Origin of the sequence: Pedobacter sp. KACC 23697 (genome assembly GCF_045348445.1) — a bacterium.
Taxonomy (GTDB): Bacteria; Bacteroidota; Bacteroidia; order Sphingobacteriales; family Sphingobacteriaceae; genus Pedobacter.
In genome coordinates, this window is record NZ_CP157485.1 from 3387214 (window position 1) to 3407998 (window position 20785).

Annotated in this window: 22 protein-coding genes; 16 read left to right on the top strand and 6 right to left on the bottom strand. The window is 38.9% G+C overall.

Going from position 1 to position 20785, the window contains the following annotated elements; all coding sequences use genetic code 11:
* Positions 1–19: 19 nt before the first annotated feature.
* From ilvB to ABEG20_RS13500, 13 genes are all read left to right on the top strand, one after another.
* Complete coding sequence (gene ilvB, locus ABEG20_RS13440) at positions 20–1771, top strand: biosynthetic-type acetolactate synthase large subunit (RefSeq protein WP_406823841.1); 1752 nt, start codon at positions 20–22, stop codon at positions 1769–1771.
* Between the two features lie 129 nt (positions 1772–1900).
* Positions 1901–2539, top strand: coding sequence for an acetolactate synthase small subunit (gene ilvN, locus ABEG20_RS13445; protein ID WP_406827399.1), 639 nt, complete (start codon positions 1901–1903; stop codon positions 2537–2539).
* A gap of 95 nt (positions 2540–2634) precedes the next feature.
* Positions 2635–3012: a glyoxalase superfamily protein gene (locus tag ABEG20_RS13450; RefSeq protein WP_406823842.1), complete on the top strand. Its 378-nt coding sequence runs from the start codon at positions 2635–2637 to the stop codon at positions 3010–3012.
* Between the two features lie 7 nt (positions 3013–3019).
* Positions 3020–3481 carry a DinB family protein gene (locus ABEG20_RS13455; RefSeq protein WP_406823843.1) on the top strand — a complete coding sequence of 154 codons (462 nt, stop codon included), beginning with the start codon at positions 3020–3022 and terminating at the stop codon, positions 3479–3481.
* A gap of 101 nt (positions 3482–3582) precedes the next feature.
* Positions 3583–5064 carry a ketol-acid reductoisomerase gene (ilvC, locus tag ABEG20_RS13460; RefSeq protein ID WP_406823844.1) on the top strand — a complete coding sequence of 494 codons (1482 nt, stop codon included), beginning with the start codon at positions 3583–3585 and terminating at the stop codon, positions 5062–5064.
* A 107-nt stretch (positions 5065–5171) separates the two neighbouring features.
* Entirely contained in the window at positions 5172–6578 is a 1407-nt protein-coding gene (gene leuC, locus ABEG20_RS13465) for a 3-isopropylmalate dehydratase large subunit (protein WP_406823845.1), read from the top strand.
* Between the two features lie 103 nt (positions 6579–6681).
* Entirely contained in the window at positions 6682–6984 is a 303-nt protein-coding gene (locus tag ABEG20_RS13470) for an antibiotic biosynthesis monooxygenase family protein (protein ID WP_406823846.1), read from the top strand.
* 120 nt (positions 6985–7104) lie between these two features.
* Entirely contained in the window at positions 7105–7689 is a 585-nt protein-coding gene (gene leuD, locus ABEG20_RS13475) for a 3-isopropylmalate dehydratase small subunit (protein ID WP_406823847.1), read from the top strand.
* Positions 7689–9152: an ATP-binding cassette domain-containing protein gene (locus ABEG20_RS13480; RefSeq protein WP_406823848.1), complete on the top strand. Its 1464-nt coding sequence runs from the start codon at positions 7689–7691 to the stop codon at positions 9150–9152. The genes leuD and ABEG20_RS13480 overlap by 1 nt, the downstream gene beginning before the upstream one ends.
* Positions 9153–9272: 120 nt before the next feature.
* The gene (gene leuB / locus ABEG20_RS13485; protein ID WP_406823849.1) at positions 9273–10364 is read left to right on the top strand and encodes a 3-isopropylmalate dehydrogenase; all 1092 of its coding nucleotides are present in this window, start codon (positions 9273–9275) and stop codon (positions 10362–10364) included.
* Positions 10365–10374: 10 nt separating this feature from the next.
* The gene (locus tag ABEG20_RS13490; RefSeq protein ID WP_406823850.1) at positions 10375–11535 is read left to right on the top strand and encodes a 2-isopropylmalate synthase; all 1161 of its coding nucleotides are present in this window, start codon (positions 10375–10377) and stop codon (positions 11533–11535) included.
* Positions 11536–11894: 359 nt separating this feature from the next.
* Positions 11895–13145: a threonine ammonia-lyase IlvA gene (ilvA, locus tag ABEG20_RS13495; protein ID WP_406823851.1), complete on the top strand. Its 1251-nt coding sequence runs from the start codon at positions 11895–11897 to the stop codon at positions 13143–13145.
* Between the two features lie 154 nt (positions 13146–13299).
* On the top strand, positions 13300–13650 hold the full coding sequence (locus ABEG20_RS13500; protein WP_406823852.1) for a cupin domain-containing protein: 351 nt from the start codon (positions 13300–13302) through the stop codon (positions 13648–13650).
* A gap of 148 nt (positions 13651–13798) precedes the next feature.
* Here the strand turns inward: ABEG20_RS13500 and ABEG20_RS13505 are convergent, their stop codons facing one another.
* Entirely contained in the window at positions 13799–14359 is a 561-nt protein-coding gene (locus tag ABEG20_RS13505) for a DUF4230 domain-containing protein (RefSeq protein WP_406823853.1), read from the bottom strand.
* Positions 14360–14493: 134 nt separating this feature from the next.
* On the opposite strand from ABEG20_RS13505, the gene ABEG20_RS13510 reads away from it, so the two are divergent.
* On the top strand, positions 14494–14907 hold the full coding sequence (locus ABEG20_RS13510) for a hypothetical protein (protein WP_406823854.1): 414 nt from the start codon (positions 14494–14496) through the stop codon (positions 14905–14907).
* A gap of 182 nt (positions 14908–15089) precedes the next feature.
* On the opposite strand, the gene ABEG20_RS13515 is transcribed toward ABEG20_RS13510, so the two are convergent.
* Together ABEG20_RS13515 and ABEG20_RS13520 are read right to left on the bottom strand one after the other, a co-directional pair.
* A complete protein-coding gene (locus ABEG20_RS13515; RefSeq protein WP_406823855.1) occupies positions 15090–16295 on the bottom strand; it encodes an ATP-binding protein in 1206 nt (401 codons plus the stop codon).
* 93 nt (positions 16296–16388) lie between these two features.
* Positions 16389–17381: an ABC transporter ATP-binding protein gene (locus ABEG20_RS13520; RefSeq protein ID WP_406823856.1), complete on the bottom strand. Its 993-nt coding sequence runs from the start codon at positions 17379–17381 to the stop codon at positions 16389–16391.
* A 128-nt stretch (positions 17382–17509) separates the two neighbouring features.
* Here ABEG20_RS13520 and ABEG20_RS13525 point away from each other — a divergent pair, with 128 nt between their 5' ends.
* Both ABEG20_RS13525 and ABEG20_RS13530 read left to right on the top strand, forming a co-directional pair.
* The gene (locus ABEG20_RS13525; RefSeq protein ID WP_406823857.1) at positions 17510–17794 is read left to right on the top strand and encodes a DUF6364 family protein; all 285 of its coding nucleotides are present in this window, start codon (positions 17510–17512) and stop codon (positions 17792–17794) included.
* On the top strand, positions 17784–18200 hold the full coding sequence (locus ABEG20_RS13530) for a PIN domain-containing protein (protein ID WP_205056244.1): 417 nt from the start codon (positions 17784–17786) through the stop codon (positions 18198–18200). Before ABEG20_RS13525 ends, ABEG20_RS13530 begins: the two co-directional genes overlap by 11 nt.
* 118 nt (positions 18201–18318) lie before the next feature.
* Here the strand turns inward: ABEG20_RS13530 and ABEG20_RS13535 are convergent, their stop codons facing one another.
* The 3 genes from ABEG20_RS13535 to ABEG20_RS13545 all read right to left on the bottom strand — a co-directional run bounded on the left by ABEG20_RS13535 (position 18319) and on the right by ABEG20_RS13545 (position 20509).
* On the bottom strand, positions 18319–19134 hold the full coding sequence (locus ABEG20_RS13535; RefSeq protein ID WP_406823858.1) for an outer membrane beta-barrel protein: 816 nt from the start codon (positions 19132–19134) through the stop codon (positions 18319–18321).
* Positions 19135–19206: 72 nt separating this feature from the next.
* Positions 19207–19959, bottom strand: a complete 753-nt coding sequence (locus ABEG20_RS13540) for a hypothetical protein (RefSeq protein ID WP_406823859.1) — start codon at positions 19957–19959, stop codon at positions 19207–19209.
* Positions 19940–20509: an RNA polymerase sigma factor gene (locus ABEG20_RS13545; RefSeq protein WP_205056241.1), complete on the bottom strand. Its 570-nt coding sequence runs from the start codon at positions 20507–20509 to the stop codon at positions 19940–19942. The genes ABEG20_RS13540 and ABEG20_RS13545 overlap by 20 nt, the downstream gene beginning before the upstream one ends.
* Between the last annotated feature and the right edge of the window lie 276 nt (positions 20510–20785).

Below are 20785 nucleotides of genomic sequence, written 5' to 3' on the forward strand. Positions count from 1 at the left end.
GAACCGCAAAAACATAACTATGGAAACTGCACAAGAAATAATGCAACAAACCGGGGCGAAAGCAGAAACCTCAAAAACCTTATTTAAGGGTACAGGCTCTCAGGTATTGTTGAATGGATTAATTGAAGAAGGTGTTACCACCATTTTCGGTTATCCGGGAGGCGCAATCATGCCTATTTATGATGCTCTTTATGATTATGCCGATAAATTAGAACATATATTAGTCCGCCATGAGCAAGGCGGTATCCATGCTGCTCAAGGTTTCGCCAGAGCAAGTGGCAAAGTTGGTGTTTGTTTCGCAACCAGCGGACCTGGCGCTACCAACCTGGTTACCGGTTTGGCCGATGCACAAATTGACAGTACACCGTTGGTTTGTATCACCGGACAGGTTTTTGCCCATTTATTAGGTACTGATGCCTTCCAGGAGACCGACGTGATTAATATTACCACTCCTGTTACCAAATGGAACTACCAGGTTACAGATGCAAAGGAGATTCAGGAAGTATTGGCCAAAGCTTTTTACATTGCTAAAAGCGGCAGACCAGGCCCTGTATTGATCGATATCACCAAAAATGCACAATTACAGCTTGAGGAATTCCCTGAGTATGTAAAATGCAACCACATCCGCAGTTATCGCCCAAAACCAAAAGTTAGGGTTGAATATATTGAGCAAGCAGCTGAACTGATTAATTCCGCTAAAAAGCCCTTCGTATTGTTTGGTCAGGGCGTTATTTTAGGCAATGCTGAAAAAGAGTTTAAAGCCTTTATCGAAAAAGCTGGGACCCCTGCTGCCTGGACGATTATGGGCGAAGGCGCCATCCCGACATCTCACCCTCTTAACGTAGGGATGTTGGGTATGCATGGTAATTATGGTCCGAACGTTTTAACAAATGAGGCTGATGTAATTATTGCCATAGGTATGCGCTTCGATGACCGTGTGACCGGTCGATTAGATAAATATGCCAAACAGGCTAAAATTGTTCATTTAGACATCGACCCTGCTGAAATTGACAAAAACGTTAAGGCTGAAGTGGGCGTTTGGGGCGATTGTAAAGAAACTTTACCGCTACTAACCAATCTGGTTAACGAAAACAAACACGAAGACTGGTTAACAAAATTCAGACAATATAACCAGGAAGAAATAGACCAGGTGATTACACCCGAGCTTTACCCTGCTGGTGATGAAATGACTATGGGTGAAGTATTGCGTAACATCAACGAAATCTGCGGAGGTGATGCTGTAATCGTTACCGATGTTGGCCAACACCAGATGGTAGCCTGTCGTTATGCAAAATTTAACCATACCCGTAGTAACATCACTTCTGGTGGATTGGGTACCATGGGTTTTGGTTTACCGGCTGCAATCGGTGCTAAATACGGCGCTCCTGATAAAACGGTTATCGCCATTATTGGTGATGGTGGTTTCCAGATGACCCCTCAGGAACTGGGTACCATTATGCAGTTTGGTGCAGCTGTTAAAATCCTCATCCTGAACAACCGTTTCTTAGGTATGGTTCGCCAGTGGCAGCAGTTATTCCATGATAAACGTTATTCTTTTGTTAACATCACCAGTCCTGATTTTGTAGCACTCGCTAAATCTTACTATATCGAGGCGGCCAAAGTTGACGAACGCGCAAACCTTAGAGCAGCATTAGAAACCATGATTAACCACAAAGGCTCTTACCTGCTTGAAGTAATGGTGGGTAGAGAAAATAACGTTTTCCCAATGGTTCCGCAGGGAATGAGCGTAAGCGAAATCAGATTGAAGTAGGCGGAAAGGTAAAAGCTAGCGTAATCGTCATCCCGACTGTAGCGCAGCGAAACGGAGAGATCTTTCTTAAGCAACATTTAAAGATTTCTCTACAAGGTCGAAATGACGAATAGGTAAAAAGAAATTATGATGAGTACTCAAAACACATTAGAACATAAAATAGATAAAGCTGATTTAGAAGGTAAACAGGAATATACCATTACGGTTTATGCTGAAAACCGCATCGGTTTATTAAACAGGATTGCGATTATTTTCTCGAAAAGAAAAATCAATATCGAAAGCCTTAATACCTCTCCTTCTGAAATTGATGGCATCCACCGTTTCAACATCGTGATTCAGGAAAGCTATGAAGTAGTACGGAAACTGGCCCGCCAGATTGAAAAGCAAATTGAAGTATTGAAAGTTTATTTTAATACCAATGATGAGATTATCTGGCAGGAGCTGGCACTTTATAAGGTTTCTACCGATGAAATTGCAGAGAAGGTAACCGTAGAGCGTTTATTAAGGCAATACGGCGCCAGTGCAGTAGTGATCCGGAAAGATTATACTGTTTTCGCAGTTACAGGTCACCGCGAAGAAACCGATGCCTTGGTAAAAGCCTTAGAACCTTACGAGCTAATTGAATTTGTTCGCTCGGCAAGGGTTGCCATCATTAAAGACAGTAGCGGTTTCCACGAAAAATTAAAAGAATTTGAAGCTTTCGAACCAGGCGAAGAACTGGTAGAAAACGAATTTTTAGAAAAAGGAGAGAAAATCTTTACAATGTAGGATAAAGGTAGAAGGCAGAAAGGTGGAAGCTAATAGCATAATGCTTAGTGATCTTTGCGAAAACCTTGGCGCCCTTTGCGGTTAAACACTATAATATGAAATGCAATAAAGCCATACCAGTTTTAAGAATATTTGATTACGATAAGGCGATCGAATTTTACGTGAACTGGCTGGGCTTTAAAATAGACTGGGAGCATACCTTTGAAGAAAATGCCCCGGTTTATATGCAGATTTCGCTTAATGGCATCGAATTACATTTAAGTGAGCACCATGGAGATTGTTCGCCGGGTGCAAGTGTATTTGTAGACTGTACAGGGTTGAAAGAATTTCATAAAACCATCATTGATAAAAAGTATAAATACAACCGCCCCGGATTGGAAAAAACATTTTATGGAACCTGGGCCGTAACCGTAAACGATCCGTTTTACAACAAAGTAACCTTTAACCAAACTTTAACCGAAGCAGAAAAATAACAGCAGGATGGATCAGATATTTGAATTTATAATTAACTCAAGAACGGCATTTATCAAGTTGATTGATAGCTTAACTATCGAACAATTGAATAAAATTCCGGATGGTTACAACAATAACATCATCTGGAACTTTGGGCACATTGTAGTAAGCACCCAAACACTGTGTTATTTCCGCACCGGTATCTGGCCCGATGCCAGTGCTGTAAAGTTTAATGAATTTTACAAAAAAGATACGAAACCAACGTATACCGTTGACGAAGCGGAAGTGGCAGCGTTGAAAGCTATAGCCATAGCAAGTATTGAAACCATTAAAGCTGATTATGCAAAAGGAACATTTGCAAATATTACCCCTTTTACTACAGCTACCTATGGTGCACAGTTAAACAGCATTGAAGAGGTATTGATTACCACCATCGGTCACGACAATGTACATTTTGGCTACGCATTAGCACTGAAAAAGTACACGTAAAATGGAAAATAAAATCGGTGTAATCCCTTAATCTGTGTAATCAAACTGAAGAAAAAGAATATATAAAACGATAATTAAATAGAAATTAACCAATAAAAACAATGGCAAATTATTTTAACACATTACCTCTTAGAGAAAAACTAAACCAATTAGGTGTTTGCGACTTCATGGACAGTTCCGAATTTTTGGATGGCGTTAGCGCATTAAAAGGCAAAAAACTGGTAATTGTAGGTTGCGGCGCACAAGGCTTAAACCAAGGGTTAAATTTAAGAGATAGTGGTTTAGATGTAAGCTACACTTTACGTAAGGAAGCAATTGAAGGCAAACGCGATTCGTGGAAAAATGCAACTGAAAACAATTTCACCGTTGGCACTTACGAAGAACTCATTCCTAATGCCGATGTGGTGATTAACCTAACTCCGGATAAACAGCACACAGCAGTCGTAAATGCCATTATGCCTTTAATGAAAGAAGGTGCTACTTTGTTATATTCTCATGGTTTTAACATCGTTGAAGAAGGCATGCAGATCCGTAAAGATCTAACGGTGATTATGGTTGCACCTAAGTGTCCGGGTAGTGAGGTTAGAGCAGAATATGTTCGTGGTTTTGGTGTTCCTACTTTAATTGCAGTTCACCCTGAAAACGATCCGCAAGGTAAAGGATTGGCCCAGGCAAAAGCATATTGTGTGGGTACAGGCGGCCATAGGGCTGGTGTATTAAAATCATCCTTTGTAGCTGAGGTAAAATCAGATTTAATGGGCGAGCAAACAATTCTATGTGGTTTATTGCAAACTGGTTCTATCCTCTCATTCGATAAAATGGTCGAAAAAGGAATCGATGCAGGTTATGCTTCCAAATTGGTTCAATATGGTGTTGAAGTCATTACCGAAGCCTTAAAACAAGGTGGCATTACCGCCATGATGGATAGATTAAGCAATGTAGCTAAAATCAAAGCTTTCGAAATTTCAGAAGAATTAAAAGATATTATGCGCCCATTATTCCAGAAACACCAGGATGATATTATGAGTGGCGAATTTAGCCGCACCATGATGGAAGATTGGGCAAATGGTGATCAAAACCTCCTAAAATGGAGAGCTGAAACTGGTGAAACTGCATTCGAAAAAACACCTGCTGGTGATGTTAAAATCGGTGAGCAGGAATATTTTGACAACTATACTTTAATGGTTGCTTTTGTTCGTGCAGGCGTTGAATTGGCTTTCGAAACTATGGTTCAGGCTGGTATCAAACCAGAATCTGCTTACTACGAGTCACTACACGAAACACCACTTATTGCCAATACCATAGCACGTAAAAAATTGTTCGAAATGAACCGCGTAATTTCTGATACTGCAGAATATGGTTGTTATTTATTTGACCAGGCTTGTAAACCACTTTTAGGCGATTTCATGAAAAAAGTAGATACCGATTTAGTTGGTAAAAACTTTAATGAAGGTAAAGATGGCGCGGTTGATAACAGAAAACTCATTGATGTTAACGAAGCGATCCGTTCACACGAAGTAGAGCAGATTGGTGCAACGTTGCGTAAAGCCATGACGGCAATGAAGGCGATTAAAACAGCATAGAAACAAAAAGAATGTTATCCTGAGCCTGTTGAAGGAATTCTTTTGTTTCTATAACTAAAAGTCTTCGACAAGTTCAGACTGACAAACATTAAATAATAATAGCAAAGATGTCAAAAACATTAGTAGAAAAAATTTGGGATGCTCACGTTGTAAAAAGTGAAGAAGGATTTCCCGATATTTTATACATTGATACACACTTAATACACGAGGTAACTTCTCCGCAGGCTTTTGATGGTTTGCGAAAAAGAGGCTTACCTGTTTTCCGTCCAAAGCAGACGGTAGCAACTGCTGATCATAACGTACCAACGTTAAACCAGTTGTTACCCATTAAAGAAGAGCTTTCGCGTTATCAGGTAGATATGCTCACCAAAAACTGCGCAGAATTCGGAGTTGAACTATATGGTTTGGGGCATCCTTTTCAAGGGATTGTACACGTTATTGGTCCTGAATTAGGTATAACCCTACCAGGTAAAACAATGGTTTGCGGCGATAGCCACACCTCTACCCATGGTGCTTTTGGTGCCATTGCATTTGGCATCGGTACTTCTCAGGTAGAGCAGGTTTTCGCGACGCAATGTTTATTGCAGTCGAAACCTAAAACCATGAAAATTGAGGTAAACGGCGAACTCGGACAGGGTGTTGGAGCAAAAGACATTATCTTATACATTATTGCCAAAATTTCTGCAGCTGGTGGTACAGGTTATTTCATCGAGTATGCAGGTTCTGCAATCGAAGCTTTGAGTATGGAAGCCCGTATGACGATCTGTAACATGAGTATCGAAATGGGTGCAAGAGGTGGATTAATTGCACCAGATCAAACCACTTTCGACTACATTAAAGGTAGAGAATTTGCTCCTGCCGGCGAAGAGTGGGATAAAGCCTTGGCTTACTGGAAAACATTATATAGTGATGCTGATGCGAAATTCGATAGTGTATTAACTTTCGATGCTGCAGATATTGCCCCTATGATTACTTACGGCACAAACCCGGGAATGGGAATGGGTATCCGGGAACATATTCCGGCAACCACAGCACAACCAGAAACCGAAAAAGTATCTTACAAAAAAGCTTTGGATTATATGGGTTTTGACGACGATTCATCATTGATCGGAAAACCAGTTGATTATGTTTTCATCGGAAGCTGTACCAACTCACGCATTGAAGATTTACGTGAAGTGGCTGATTTCGTTAAAGACAAACGTAAAGCAGATAACGTAACGGTTTGGATTGTACCAGGATCAAAACAGGTAGAACAACAGGCTAAAAACGAAGGTTTAGATAAAATTTTCGAATCTGCTGGTTTCCAGTTACGCGAACCGGGATGCAGCGCCTGTTTAGGCATGAACGAAGATAAAATCCCGGCAGGTAAATATTGTGTATCCACATCGAACCGAAACTTTGAAGGTAGACAGGGACAAAATGCACGTACCTTATTGGCCAGTCCGCTTACCGCAGCAGCAGCAGCAGTAACCGGAAAAATTACCGACGTAAGGGAAATGTTGGAGAAGGTTTAAAATCAACTGTCATGCTGACGAAGGAAGCATCTGCAGGCGATGAAAAACCTGCCCAGAATAATTAAAGATTCTTCGTTCCTCAGCATGACAATTTTGAAAAATTATGATTTTAGAAGTTGCCATGTTAAATGTAAAAGCCGGATTATCGGCTGATTTTGAAAAAGCTTTTAGCGAAGCGCAAAAAATCATTTCCGATAGTGAAGGTTACATTTCGCATGAGCTTCAGAAATGTGTAGAAGTAGAAAACAAATATATCCTGCTGGTAAACTGGAAAACGCTGGAGGCACATACCGAAGGTTTTAGAAAATCGGTAGCATACCAGGATTGGAAAAAATTATTGCATCACTTCTATGATCCTTTTCCAACAGTTGAACACTTTACCAGGGCAGAGGGTAATAAGGCTTAAGGCAGAGGGTAAAACATGAAGTATAAAATTACCGCCTTAAAGCAAAAGGCCTGAGATAAAAGATAAAAAGTGGAATTTAAGTCTCGCTACTTAATACTCCCTACCTGATACTATATTAACATGAAAAAATTCACAAAATTAACATCGGCAGTAGTGCCTTTAAATATAGAGAACATTGATACCGACCAGATTATACCTGCGAGGTTTTTAAAAGCAACTACCCGCGAAGGTTTCGGTGAAAACCTGTTCCGCGATTGGCGCTACAATGGCGATAATACTCCGAAACCAGAATTTGTAATGAACAATCCTACCTATAGCGGTCAGGTTTTGGTTGCAGGAAAAAACTTTGGTTGCGGTAGCAGTCGCGAGCATGCCGCATGGGCCATTCAGGATGCAGGCTTTGATGCCGTAATCAGCAGTTTTTTTGCCGACATTTTTAAAGGTAATGCCCTGAACAACGGCTTGTTACCTATCCAGGTAAGTGATGCATTCCTGGCGCAGATTTTCAAGGCGGTTGACAGTAATCCAAAATCTGCATTAGAAGTTGATCTGGAAAATCAAACCGTTACTATCGTAGAAACCGGTGCTAAAGAATCTTTCGAGATTAATCCTTATAAAAAATCATGCCTCATCAACGGTTACGATGATATCGATTTCATCTTAAACCAAAAACAATTAATTGAAGCATTTGAACAAACCAGATAATGGATAAACCATTCGTTTACATACAGGATTTAAACTTAAGTTACCGCAATAAAACGGTGCTAAAGGATTTGTATTGGAAAATGAATATCGGTGAAAGCTATGCAATAGGAGGCGAAAGCGGAACCGGAAAAACAGCTTTGTCCAAAGCCATTGCGGGTCTGGTTCCATTCCAGGGAAGCATAGAAATTAATTTTGACGGGCAGAGTAAACTTCCTCAAGAGGTACATTATGTCGAAAGCTGGTACCAGTTCAAAAACTTAGAAGGTGTAGCCAATTTTTATTATCAACAACGGTACACCAGTTTACAAGCTAATGATACGTTAACCGTTCATGCAGAATTGGTGAGTTATGGTAAAGAAAAAGGCCTTCATTTCGATCAGGTAGAACCGATTTTAGAAGCTTTGGGCTTTGCAACATTTGCCAGTTCACAGTTAATTGAATTATCCAGCGGCGAACACAAAAAATTGCAACTGGTAAAGGCGCTCTGGTTAAAACCGCAGTTATTAATTATCGATCAACCATATACAGGTTTAGATGCAGCTTCGCGCAAAAACCTGAACATGTTGTTGGATCAGGTAGCTGGAGAAGGGGTTCAATTACTCCTGATCAGTAATGACAGTGAATTACCTGAGTCCATTCGTTCATTTTTTGAAATAAGTGATGGAAAATTGGTTAAAGTAGCTGTTTTAGGAAGTTCTGAGACCGAAATCCATTTAAGAGAAATTCCGGATTTCTTAAAAGCATCACCTGTTTATAGTGCTGAGGATATTGTTAAAATGGTTGATGTAAACATCAGCTATGGTGAAAAACAGGTGCTGAAAAATATAAACTGGGAAATTAAGGCTGGAGAAAAATGGTTACTACAGGGCCATAACGGTTCAGGAAAATCTACCTTATTGAGCCTGATCAATGGTGATCACCCACAATCTTATGCCAACGAGCTTTATTTATTTGGCAACAGACGTGGAAGCGGTGAAAGTATATGGGACATTAAACAGCATATCGGTTTGATATCGCCCGAGTTTCATTGGTATTTCGATGCCACCGCTACGGTTTGGCAAAGCATTGCCTCTGGTTTTTACGATACTGTGGGTTTATTTCAGCAGTTGCCATATACCAAGAGCACCCAGGTAGATGAACTGATAGCGTACTTTGGCCTTTCTGAACATAAAAATGAATTATTAACGGCGCTGCCACTTGGTAAACAACGGCTGGTGCTGTTAGCGCGGACGATTATAAAAAACCCGGAACTGTTAATTCTGGATGAACCCTGCCAGGGCTTAGACCAACAGCAGACCAAGCATTTTAACCAATTGGTTGATGAATTGTGCAGCAATGGGATGACCTTAATTTATGTTGGCCATTTTGAATCGCAGCTGCCAACCTGCATAGAAAAAAGAATATTGTTAGAAAAAGGCGAGGTAAAAGTCGTCGAAAGTTTAAATACAGAAATATTAAGCTGATGTAAATTAACCACAGATAAAAATCTAATGGTTTGCGGAAACATAAACCAGAGCATAAGTCAATCTGTGCCCATCTGTGAAAATCCGTGGTAAACTGCAAAGGCAAAAGAGGAGTAAACAATGAAGAAGAATATTTTAGTAATACCTGGAGATGGTATTGGACCCGAAGTTACCACCTGGGGAAAAGCAGCATTAGAAAAAATTGCCGAAATTTTTGGCCATGAATTTGTTTTCGAAGAAGCTTTAATGGGCCATGCGGCAATTGAAGTTACCGGCGAACCCCTGCCAGACGAAACTTTAGAAAAAGCAAGACAAAGCGATGCCATCCTTTTTGGTGCCATTGGTCACGCCAAATACGATAACGACCCAAGTTTAAAAGTTAGACCAGAACAAGGATTGTTAAAAATCCGTAAAGAACTGGGGCTGTTTGCCAACCTCCGTCCAATATTACTATTTGATGAACTTCTTCAGGCATCAAGCATTAAACCCGAAATTTTAAGGGGAACCGATATTTTGTTCTTCCGCGAATTAACCGGAGATGTTTACTTTGGCGAAAAAACACGTTCTGAAGACAGAAATACAGCTTCTGACTTAATGATTTACCATCGTTATGAGGTTGAACGTATTGCCCACAAAGCCTATCAGGCGGCACAACAGCGCAATAAAAGATTGTGCTCGGTAGATAAAGCCAATGTTCTGGAAAGCTCACGCTTATGGCGCGAAACCGTTCAGGAAATTGCCAAACAATATCCTGATGTAGAAACCGAACACATGTTTATTGATAACGCAGCCATGCAGCTGATCAAAAACCCAAAAAAATTCGACGTGGTATTAACGGCCAACTTATTTGGCGATATTTTAACTGACGAAGCTTCTCAGATTGCAGGTTCTATGGGGATGCTGGCTTCAGCTTCTGTCGGTGAAAGCACTGGTTTCTTCGAACCCATCCATGGTTCTGCACACGATATTGCCGGCAAAGATTTAGCCAATCCACTAGCCTCTATCCTATCCGCGGCACTAATGTTAGAAATTGGTTTCGGACTAAAAGAAGAAGCTAAATTATTGGTTGACACCATCGACCAGGTATTAAAAGAAGGTTTTAGAACGCACGATATTGCCGACCAAAATACTAACCGTTTTAAAGTTTTGGGTACCGCCGAAATGGGTAAACTGGTACTTAAATTCTTATCCCAAAAATTAATCAACTCCTAAACTCAAGATTATGATCCACGACCCAAACAAAGTTTATATTTTCGACACGACATTACGTGACGGTGAGCAGGTTCCAGGCTGCCAGTTAGATACAAACCAAAAAATAGAAATCGCAAAATCACTCGAGCTTTTAGGTGTTGATGTGATTGAAGCTGGTTTCCCGGTATCCAGCCCAGGCGATTTTAACAGCGTAATCGAATTATCAAAAGCAGTTACCCACCCGATTATCTGTGCCTTAACGCGCGCCAATAAAAATGATATCGATGTTGCTGCAGATGCCTTACGTTATGCCAAAAGGCCACGTATTCACACCGGGATTGGTTCTTCCGATTTCCATATTAAACATAAATTTAACAGTACCCGCGAAGAAATTTTAGAACGTGCGGTAGAAGCGGTAAGGTATTCGAAAAAATTTGTTGAAGATGTGGAGTTCTACGCTGAAGATGCTGGCCGTGCCGATATCGAGTTTTTGGCCAAAATGGTTGAAGCCGTAATTGCTGCTGGTGCAACGGTGGTAAATATTCCGGATACCAATGGCTATTGCTTACCAGATCAATATGGTTCTAAAATTCTTTATTTAAAAGAAAACGTAAAGAATATCGACAAAGCCATTATCTCTGTACACTGCCACAACGATTTAGGTCTGGCTACAGCCAATTCTATTGCAGGTTTGCAAAATGGAGCCCGCCAGGTAGAATGTACCATTAACGGTATTGGCGAGCGTGCAGGCAATACATCAATGGAAGAAGTGGTGATGATTTTGAAAACGCACAAAGTTTTAGGTTTAAACACCCAGATTGATGCCACCCGCTTTTACGAAATGAGCCATATGGTGAGAAACCAGATGAATATGCCGGTACAACCAAATAAAGCTATTGTTGGCGGAAACGCATTTTCGCACAGTTCGGGCATCCACCAGGATGGTTTCTTAAAAAACCGCGAAAACTATGAAATTATTAAACCGGAAGACGTTGGTTTCCCTGATGCAACCATTGTATTAACAGCGAGAAGCGGTCGCCATGCCTTAAAACATCATTTAGAACGTTTGGGCCATAAACTGGAAAAAGAACACCTCGATATTGTGTACAAACAGTTTTTGGTTTTAGCCGATAGCAAACAGGGTATTAATGACCAGGATTTAAACCAATTGGTTGCACTGCACCTGGCCTAGATGCCGAAAGGTTAGAGACTAAAGCTAAAAGCGACAAACGAACGGCCTGAAGGTTCAGGGTTTTGGCGTTAAGCCGGTGCGTTTTAGTTTGACACACAGACTCGGCTTCCCTAAACCTGATAGCAGTGGAAATACTTTTTAATTGCAGCCAACTTAAATATGATGTCATGCTGAGGCACGAAGCATCTGTAACCGATAGAAAACAGGTTTTCCGCCCCTCAGCAAGACAGCTGTATTAAAAAGATTGAAACGAATAGCAGGGCTGTAATAACCGATGGAATACCAAACCCTGCTTTACAAAAAACACAAGAAGATATCTGTTTTGATACCAGATACTTGATTCTTAGTTACTATAAAAAATGAATACGACAACACCACATACACTAGATTTTAAATCTGCAACAGAAAGGCTCAAAAACGTGGTAAAACGTACACCGCTTGAGTTTAATGCCGGACTTTCTTCTTTTTACAATGCCAATATTTATTTAAAAAGAGAAGATCTGCAGATTGTACGCTCTTACAAACTGCGTGGTGCTTACAATAAAATCAGTTCGCTGCCTCAGGAATTGTTGGTAAACGGTGTAGTTTGTGCAAGTGCCGGAAACCACGCGCAGGGTGTGGCTTACTCTTGTAAAAAACTGGGCATTAAAGGTGTGATATTTATGCCTGAAATTACCCCGAAACAAAAGGTAAAACAAACTTATATGTTCGGTGGCGAACATGTGGAGGTGGTTTTGGTTGGAGATACTTTTGACGATTGTTTAAAAGAAGCGCTGGCATACAGCGCTGAAAAAAAGGCCACTTTTATTCCTCCTTTTGATGATGAAAAGGTAATTGAAGGACAAGCTACCGTAGGCGTAGAAATTTTTGAAGACCTGCCTGATTTAGATATGGTGGTGATGCCTGTAGGTGGCGGAGGACTGGCATCAGGTGTAAGTGCTTACCTAAAAACCGTTAAACCCGATGTTAAACTGATTGGTGTTGAGCCACTTGGCGCACCCTCGATGGTTACAGCAATGGAGCATGGTGGCCCCTACACATTAGAGGAGATAGACCGCTTTGTGGATGGTGCCGCTGTAAAAAGGATCGGCCACATTACTTACGAATATTGTAAGGAACTGCTTGATCAGATGCATCTAATTCCTGAAGGAAAAATCTGCACCACCATTTTAAAACTGTATAATGAAGATGCCATTGTGGTAGAACCTGCCGGCGCACTGTCTATAGCTGCATTAGATCAGCTTAAAGACCAGATTGTAGGCAAAACCGTGGTTTGTATTGTTAGTGGCGGGAACAACGATATAGAGCGCATGCAGGAGATTAAAGAGAAATCTTTACTTTTTGAAGGGTTAAAACATTACTTTATTGTTCGTTTCCCTCAAAGACCAGGTGCATTAAAATTATTTGTAAATGAGGTGCTAGGGCCACAAGATGATATTACCCGTTTTGAGTTCATTAAAAAAACCAACAGGGAAAATGGTCCGGCGCTGGTGGGTATTGAGCTTTCGAACAAAAACGATTATGCCAGTTTATTACAGCGTATGAAAGATTTTAAATTCGAAATTATCGAGCTAAACCAGGATCAGACTTTGTTTGAATATTTGGTTTAAGGGTCTAATCTTTAATCGAAGGGCGCAAAGTTTTTCGCAAAATACCCAAAGGCGGTTCGTCATTCCCAACTTGATTGGGAATCCTAATGCAATAGCTTTAAGATTCCCGCCTGCGCGGGAAAGACGACAACTCTTTTAATTTATATTTATAAAAATGAACTTCAAAGACTTAACCAACAAAGCATTAATTACGGATAGCGATATCGACTGGGAAGATTTAGGCCCAGGCGTAAAACGAAAAATTATGGCTTATGATCAAGATCTGATGTTGGTTAAGGTAGCATTTGAAAAAGGTGCCGTTGGTACCATTCACCATCACCCACATTTGCAGATGAGTTACGTAGCCAAAGGCAGTTTTGAAGTAAGTATGGGTGATGATAAAAAAATCCTGAACGAAGGGGATGTTTTTTTCGCCCCGTCAAATGTTTTTCACGGCGTGGTTTGTTTAGAAGCTGGATTATTAATTGATATTTTCAACCCACACCGCGAGGATTTTTTAGACTAAGCTATTATGTCGTCATGCTGAATTTATTTCAGCATCTATCGTGCAAACCTCCGAAGTTTTACCTTGATGTTATCCTTCCCGGAAAGACCCTGAAATAAATTCAGGGTGACGATCGAACTTAAATCCCATGACCTATACCTCCTAAGCCCTACTCAAAGGTAAACTTCACATTCTTATAACCCAAACCTTCAATAATGGGCTTAAGCACAGTGGTGGCATTGGTTTTCGTCTGTGCTAAAATGTTCGATTTTTTAACTTCTGCAGTAATTTGTCTTTCGGCTGCTTTGTATGCTTCATCTACCAAACTGGCTTCCCGGAAAAAAGCCATCTTGGTATCGTAAACACGTGAGTTTTTATGGTCGATTTTTACATAGCAGATTTCGGGCTGTGGTAAATTTACTACAGCAGTGTCCGCATCTATGCTAATATCATCTTTAGTAATTTTAGTCAGATCGATACAGCCCACCGCTTCGGCCTTAACAATCAACAAAACACTGGCTTCGGGTAAAAAATCTGTTTTATTTTTATGCTCTAAAACATCGCTGATCTGGTACCTTACCAGTTCCAGTTTACCTATAGCCTCAATTTTCTCTACCAGAAGCTGATGTTTGCTTTCTACAGTGGTATTGATGCTGAACTTTTTGGAGATAAATAAGTACCCTGCAACAATTAAAATTAACCAGGGTAAGAGACGGAAAAAGATCTTCATATGAGGTGAATAATGAAAATTTGTAATTGGTATTTATGGTTTACTGTACAATAATTAATCCATAAATAGGCCGTTGCATTTTTTGGCAGCAGATTTGTAATACCCATATCACACACAAATAAAAACTAATCAACATGAAAAAATTTACCATCCTCATGCTTTGCATTGCCACACTAGGTCTGGCTTCGTGCAAGAAAGAAACTGTTTATCAAGAACTAAGAGCTAAAACGTATAATTTTACAATCAATTCGAACGAATGGTTACGTAACAGTAACGGAAGTTACTCTGTAAGTAAGGCCTTATCCGCAATTGATGGTGTAACATTGGATGATGAAGGCGTACTCGTTTATTTTGAGCACCCTAATGATCCAAATGGTGATATCCAGTTGCCTTATACATTTAATTACAATGCTTTTAGTTATAAAATTTCTAATGGAGGTTTAAGGTTTGATGTTCAGGACACCAATAATTTAACAGCTACAGTCCCACCGAATTATAATACTTTAGTAAAGGTTGTGATTATTCCTTCTGATTATGCAGGAAATTAAAAACGTTTAAAACTCTAAAAAAAACGACTATTGTGCAATTCAACATAGTCGTTTTTTATGTCTTATTATCATCTTAAAAAAGTTTAATCATAACTTTTCAATCTAATTCAAGATATTAAGCTACAATTAAAATTCCAGATACTGACCAATATTCAATTGAACGTGGTCTTTTTTTTTGTCTTTTATTCCCACATTAAAAAATCACGGATATAAACATGTTGTATCCCTTGATAGGTATTCCCATTAAACTGACTATTGGTAATTACATATTTTGGATAATTATCCTCAATCTGAAGCAGGTTTTCAAATTCGCGCTTAATGGTTGCTTCATCCTCTAATTTTAAAGCTACCTGGACATAAATAAATTCGCCTTTGCGTTCGCCAATAAAATCGATTTCCTTTGTATTCATTGTACCAACCTTTATTTTGTAGCCCAAATATAAGAGATGGTTATATACTACATTTTCAAGTAATTTACCTAAATCCTGTGGTCTATATCCAATAATGGCGTTCCTGATACCCGTATTTTCAAAATAAAACTTACTACCTGTTTCAAAAATTCGTTTTCCAACAATATCATAACGGTCTACCTCATGAATAATATATGCATTTACCAAATACCTGGTATATGTTTGTATTTGATTTGGGGCTATGTTAGTTTGTTGAGATTTAAGAAAATCGCTGATTTTTTTTGCAGAAAACAAACTTCCAATATTGTCTGCCAGGAAAAGAACAAGTTTTTCCAGGAAATTACTATTTCTCAAATTATATCTCGAAACAACATCCCTAAACAAAATAGTGGTATAAATACTATTAAGATATTCGAAAGCCTGCTCATTCAGCGTTAAGTTGATCAAATAAGGCAGCCCCCCATACTTAAAATAGTGTTCCATACTTTTATCATTGTTCTTCAGTTTATGAAACAATAAAAATTCGGAATACGACAAACTGTAAATGGTAAATTCAACATATCTCCCACTTAAGTAGGTGGATAATTCTCCTGAAAGCATTTTAGCATTGCTACCTGTAATGTAGATATCGTTATTTTGATCAAGTAAAAGTGATCTTAATGCCTTTTCAAAATCAATTATATCCTGTATTTCATCTACAAAAATATAATTATGCACATCAGGCTTTATTCTTGATAGGATATAATCATTCAGATCATTTGCATTGTGAATAAAATCGAACCGTAAATCTTCTTTATTAATATAAATAATATTTGCATCCTGATCCTGTTCAATAATAGTGTTTATAATCTGAAAAACCAGATAACTCTTTCCAACCCTACGTTGCCCGGTTAATACCTTAATCAGGTTTTTACGGATGAATGGCTGTATTCGGGAAATATATTTATTGCGGTTTAAAATGCCAACAGGTATATTCATGTTATAATTATGACTATAATTATAACAAATATAATAAAAAGTTTTAATTATAATTATAACTTTTTCATAACTAAACGAAAATTACAACTACAATTAAAACTCCAAAAAACGACCAATATTCAATTGAACATGATCATTTTTTTGATGCTCTCCCCTGTTCAATTGTAAAGCCCGGATGTTTACACCATTTCTTTCTAAAAGCAATTCGTCATAAAAACCTTTGTAGTAGACATCTTTTACCTCGAAACGCCTGCTGCTCCAATTATTATTGATCTCAGCCCATTCCGGATAAAAGACCACATGATCTTTTTGTGTTTTTAAACCGATTTTCTCGGCATCACTACGCGTTAAAACCACCGCATTACCCAAAATTTGAGCTGTATAAATGTGTTTTGGCTGCTGGTAAATTTCACCTGGTTTTCCTGTTTGCAAAAGTTCGCCATTCCGAAGAATCAATAACTGATCGGCCAGAAACAGACCATCGGCAGGATCATGCGACACCAGTATCACCGTTACTCCGGTTTCGGCAGCTATACGCTTAATATCAGCCCTCAGCTGGTTTTTCAACAAGGCATCAACCTGACTGAAAGGTTCGTCCAAAAGTAAAACCTGCGTATCCGAAACCATGGCTTTGGCAATGGCCACACGCTGTTGCTCACCTCCGCTCAATTCGATGATTTTTTTATGCTGGAGCGGCAAAATCCGTAAATGTTCCATCATGGCCAAAGTTTTTTCGGCTTTGGTTTTCAGATCGGTATTGGATAATTGTGAGGCAATATTATCGTACACTTTCGCATAAATGTTCAGCGAAAAATCCTGCGTGACCATTTTCATCTGCTTATGGCCCGGGATGAGTTGTTCATCCGGACCTTTAACGCGTTTATCTTCGAAAAAGATTTCACCTGAATCGGTTTTTAACAGCCCGTAGATCGATTTTAATAGTGTTGATTTTCCGCTACCGCTCTCGCCTATAATGGCAACCACATCACCCCGGTTGATGTCGAAACTTATATTTTTAATGCCACCGGCCTGTTCTGCCTGATATTGCTTGGTTAAATTTTTAACGCTGATTAGGGTATTGCTCACGTGATAAAGATAGTGAATAAGCTTAAAGTGGAAAGACTAAAGCTTAAAGCAATTTTACACGTGTAATACATCATTCATTTGCACGTGTAAAAATATATATTTACTTTTATATCAATAAATAACAAAATATGAATACAAAGCTAACTTTAACGATAAACGATGCCGTTATTAAACGTGCCAAATCCTATGCACAAAAGCAAGGGAGAAGTTTATCGGCTTTGATAGAAAATTATCTGATGGCCATCACGCAAAAAGAAGAGATTGTAGCTAAAGATGATAAGTTATCGCCTTTAATAAAGTCTTTAATGCTTCGTCCAAAAGTAGACTTACCTAATGATTACGATTATAAAAAAGAATTAGAAAAGATTAAGGATGAAAAGTATCAAAAATACTTAAAGAACAATGAAGGATAACGTTCTACTCGATTCAGATATTTTGCTCGACTTTTTTTTTAAAAGGGAGCCATTTCTCGATCATGCATCAAAAATTTTGAATCTATGTGCCATCAAGGCTGTTAATGGTTTTGTTACCGGATTGATTATTGCAAATACATACTATTTGTTGAGAAAACACTTTCAACATAAAGATATTTTGGCTGATTTTAAGATTTTATTTACTTTTTTAGATGTATTAATAATTGATAAAAGTGTTATTATATCCTCAATTGATTCAGATTTTTTGGATTTTGAGGATGCCCTACAAAATTTTTCAGCTGAAAATAATAGCCTAATCAAAACTATAGTTACCCGGAATATCAAGGATTACAAAAAAAGTAAATTAAGCGTTTTAACTCCTGAAATGTTTCTAAAAACACGCTAAACAAAAAATCCTGTTCCGCCTAACCGAAACAGGATCTGTTCATGTGTGTGTTAACTTTATGTTTTTTAGATGACCTCATCTAAATAAATTGATCGGTCCCCTTTAGGAAATTTAGGGCTTAGTTTAACCCAAAAGTAACTCCGAAGCTCATATTCTTTAACCCAGCTTGTTGTGCAGTGGTAAACATATCATTGAAATAGTATTTGGTAAACAAGCCTAAGCCGCCATAACCAAACCTAACAGTACCACCGTAGCGAACCGATTGAAAGTGGTAGTTATCATATTGCTTCTCTTTACCGCGCTCTTCGCTAATCTGTTTAATTTTTCCGTTTAGCAAAAAGCTAACCTCCGGACCTAATACCAGGTAAAACCTTTTGCCATTTTTGTTTTCTGCAGTGCGGAATTCAAAATTCAATGGGATGTGTACATAACTGCTCGAAAAACGGTTTTTAGAAAAATGTATTGGCGATTGATCAGTGTAAACAAACTCATTTGAGTTTTTGGCAATGGTAATATCTTTCCTCAAACGGATCAAAGTCCAGTCAAATCCTCCCGCTACATAAACCTTAAAGTTTGAGTTAAAACGGTATCCAAACTGTAATACATCAAAAGAGAATGTACTGGTTTTGCCTCCTTTATAATCCAGGAAATCGTTATTTGGAGATAAATTGAAACTGCCGTTATCTATTAACCTGGAGAAACCCAAATCTACCCGGGTAAAGGTGATGCCACCAACAAAACGACCTTTTTTAGCAGTTTCAGTAGAATCGCCCATCTTCGAAACTAATGTTCCACCTCCGATTCTTACCATATATTTATTTTTCTTTTTAACTACAGTATCTTTAACTACAGTATCTTGTTGTGCAAATGCACCAGGAGCCATAACACCGGCAAGCCCGCTTACCAAAAGTGTTGTAAAAATTAGACGTTTCATATCTGTGTGTTATATTATTAAATGTTGTGAGGTTCTAATATTTAAATTTTTGATATTGTTAACTGAAAACTATTATTTCTTCTTTTTACCAAATTTAAAAGGCCCGATATTGATTGAAGATAGGGATGAATCGTCATCATCAGTACGGAACTGAATCAGTTTATCTTTTCTTTTGTCCATTTTGTTAACGATGAGGTTTACCACATCACCCACATTGCGGATGCCCCTATTACTTTGTTCATTATCATTAACAGGCTCGTCTGTTTTAACCGGCGTTGCAACAACCGCAGTTACCACCTCTTCTTTTGGCTGCAGGATCGCTTCTTCGATTTTCGTTCTGAGATCTTTTTTAGGTTCTTCAACTTTCGCTACTATCGTTTCCTGTTTCAGCATTTCAGGGGCCGTAGTATTGTTGCGCTTTTCCTTTAATGTAATTGGCTTCACTTCCTTTTTAACCTTTGTTCCGGCAATAACGCTAACCGCTTTAGGTCTAATGCGTAAAACCGGCTCAACATTTTCAACTACTGTAGCTGCTGTATCATCGGCAGTTGGCTCCTTCACTTCAGGTTTAATTTTTTGAATAGTATTATTTGCCAGTTTTTTATCCTCACCAGTATTATTCTGCTGTTGATAAAGCCAAATTCCAATTGTGGCGATAAGCAAAACCGCTGCAGCCGATAACCAATAAACTGGTATGATTCTTTTTTTCTTCGGTGTGATTTCACTTTCTATATTGCTCCATAAATCCCTTGATGGGGTTACTTCAGCATCAGCAAAAGCATCTTTAAATAACTGATCAAAATCTTTATCCCGTATAGGTTGCATAACCAAATCCCTCCATTTTTAAAATTTCTTCTTTTAATATTGCCCGGGCTCTCGATAATTGCGATTTGCTCGCGCCTTCCGAGATGCCCAATGTCTCGCCAATTTCCTTATGTGAGTACCCCTCAATTACGTACATGTTAAAAACCATGCGGTAACCGTCTGCTAATTTTTGTATCACTTTCATCAGGTCTTGCATGCCCAAACGGCTAAAATCAAATCCGGTTGATGGTTGCTCGTAAGCCTCATCTATCTCCACTACATTTAAGCTGCGCAGATTTTTCCGGTAACTCTCAATAGCTGTATTCACCATTACCCTTCTGATCCAGCCTTCAAAAGAACCCTCGCCACGGTATTCCTTAATTTTCTGAAAAACTTTAATGTAGCCCATCTGCAATACATCTTCAGCTTCCATTCTATCTTTGGCGTAGCGCATACAAACGGCCAACATCTTCGATGCAGTTTGCTTGTAAAGCAGCTCTTGCATCTTCCGGTCGCCAGCTTTGCAGCCTTCCATCAAATCGTTTATTGTATAGCTTCGCGTCAATTTCATTGTGTGTTTGTATATAGAAGATGGCAGATTACAAACAATGGTTGCATGTAGAGATAAAAAAAGTTAAATTAAGTTAAATTTAGAAAAATAGCTGTTGATTATCAGATAGATATAATTAAAACAATTTTCAAGAAAGATATAGATTTTTTGTTTGAAAATGAACATGCAGCGTTTCATCGGGAGCAGCAGTCCCGCTATTCGCTTCAAAGCCTCGGCTCGTTCCTCACCTTCGTGTTTTTCGCTGCTATCGGGTTTATTTGGCAGAGACTTCCGAAG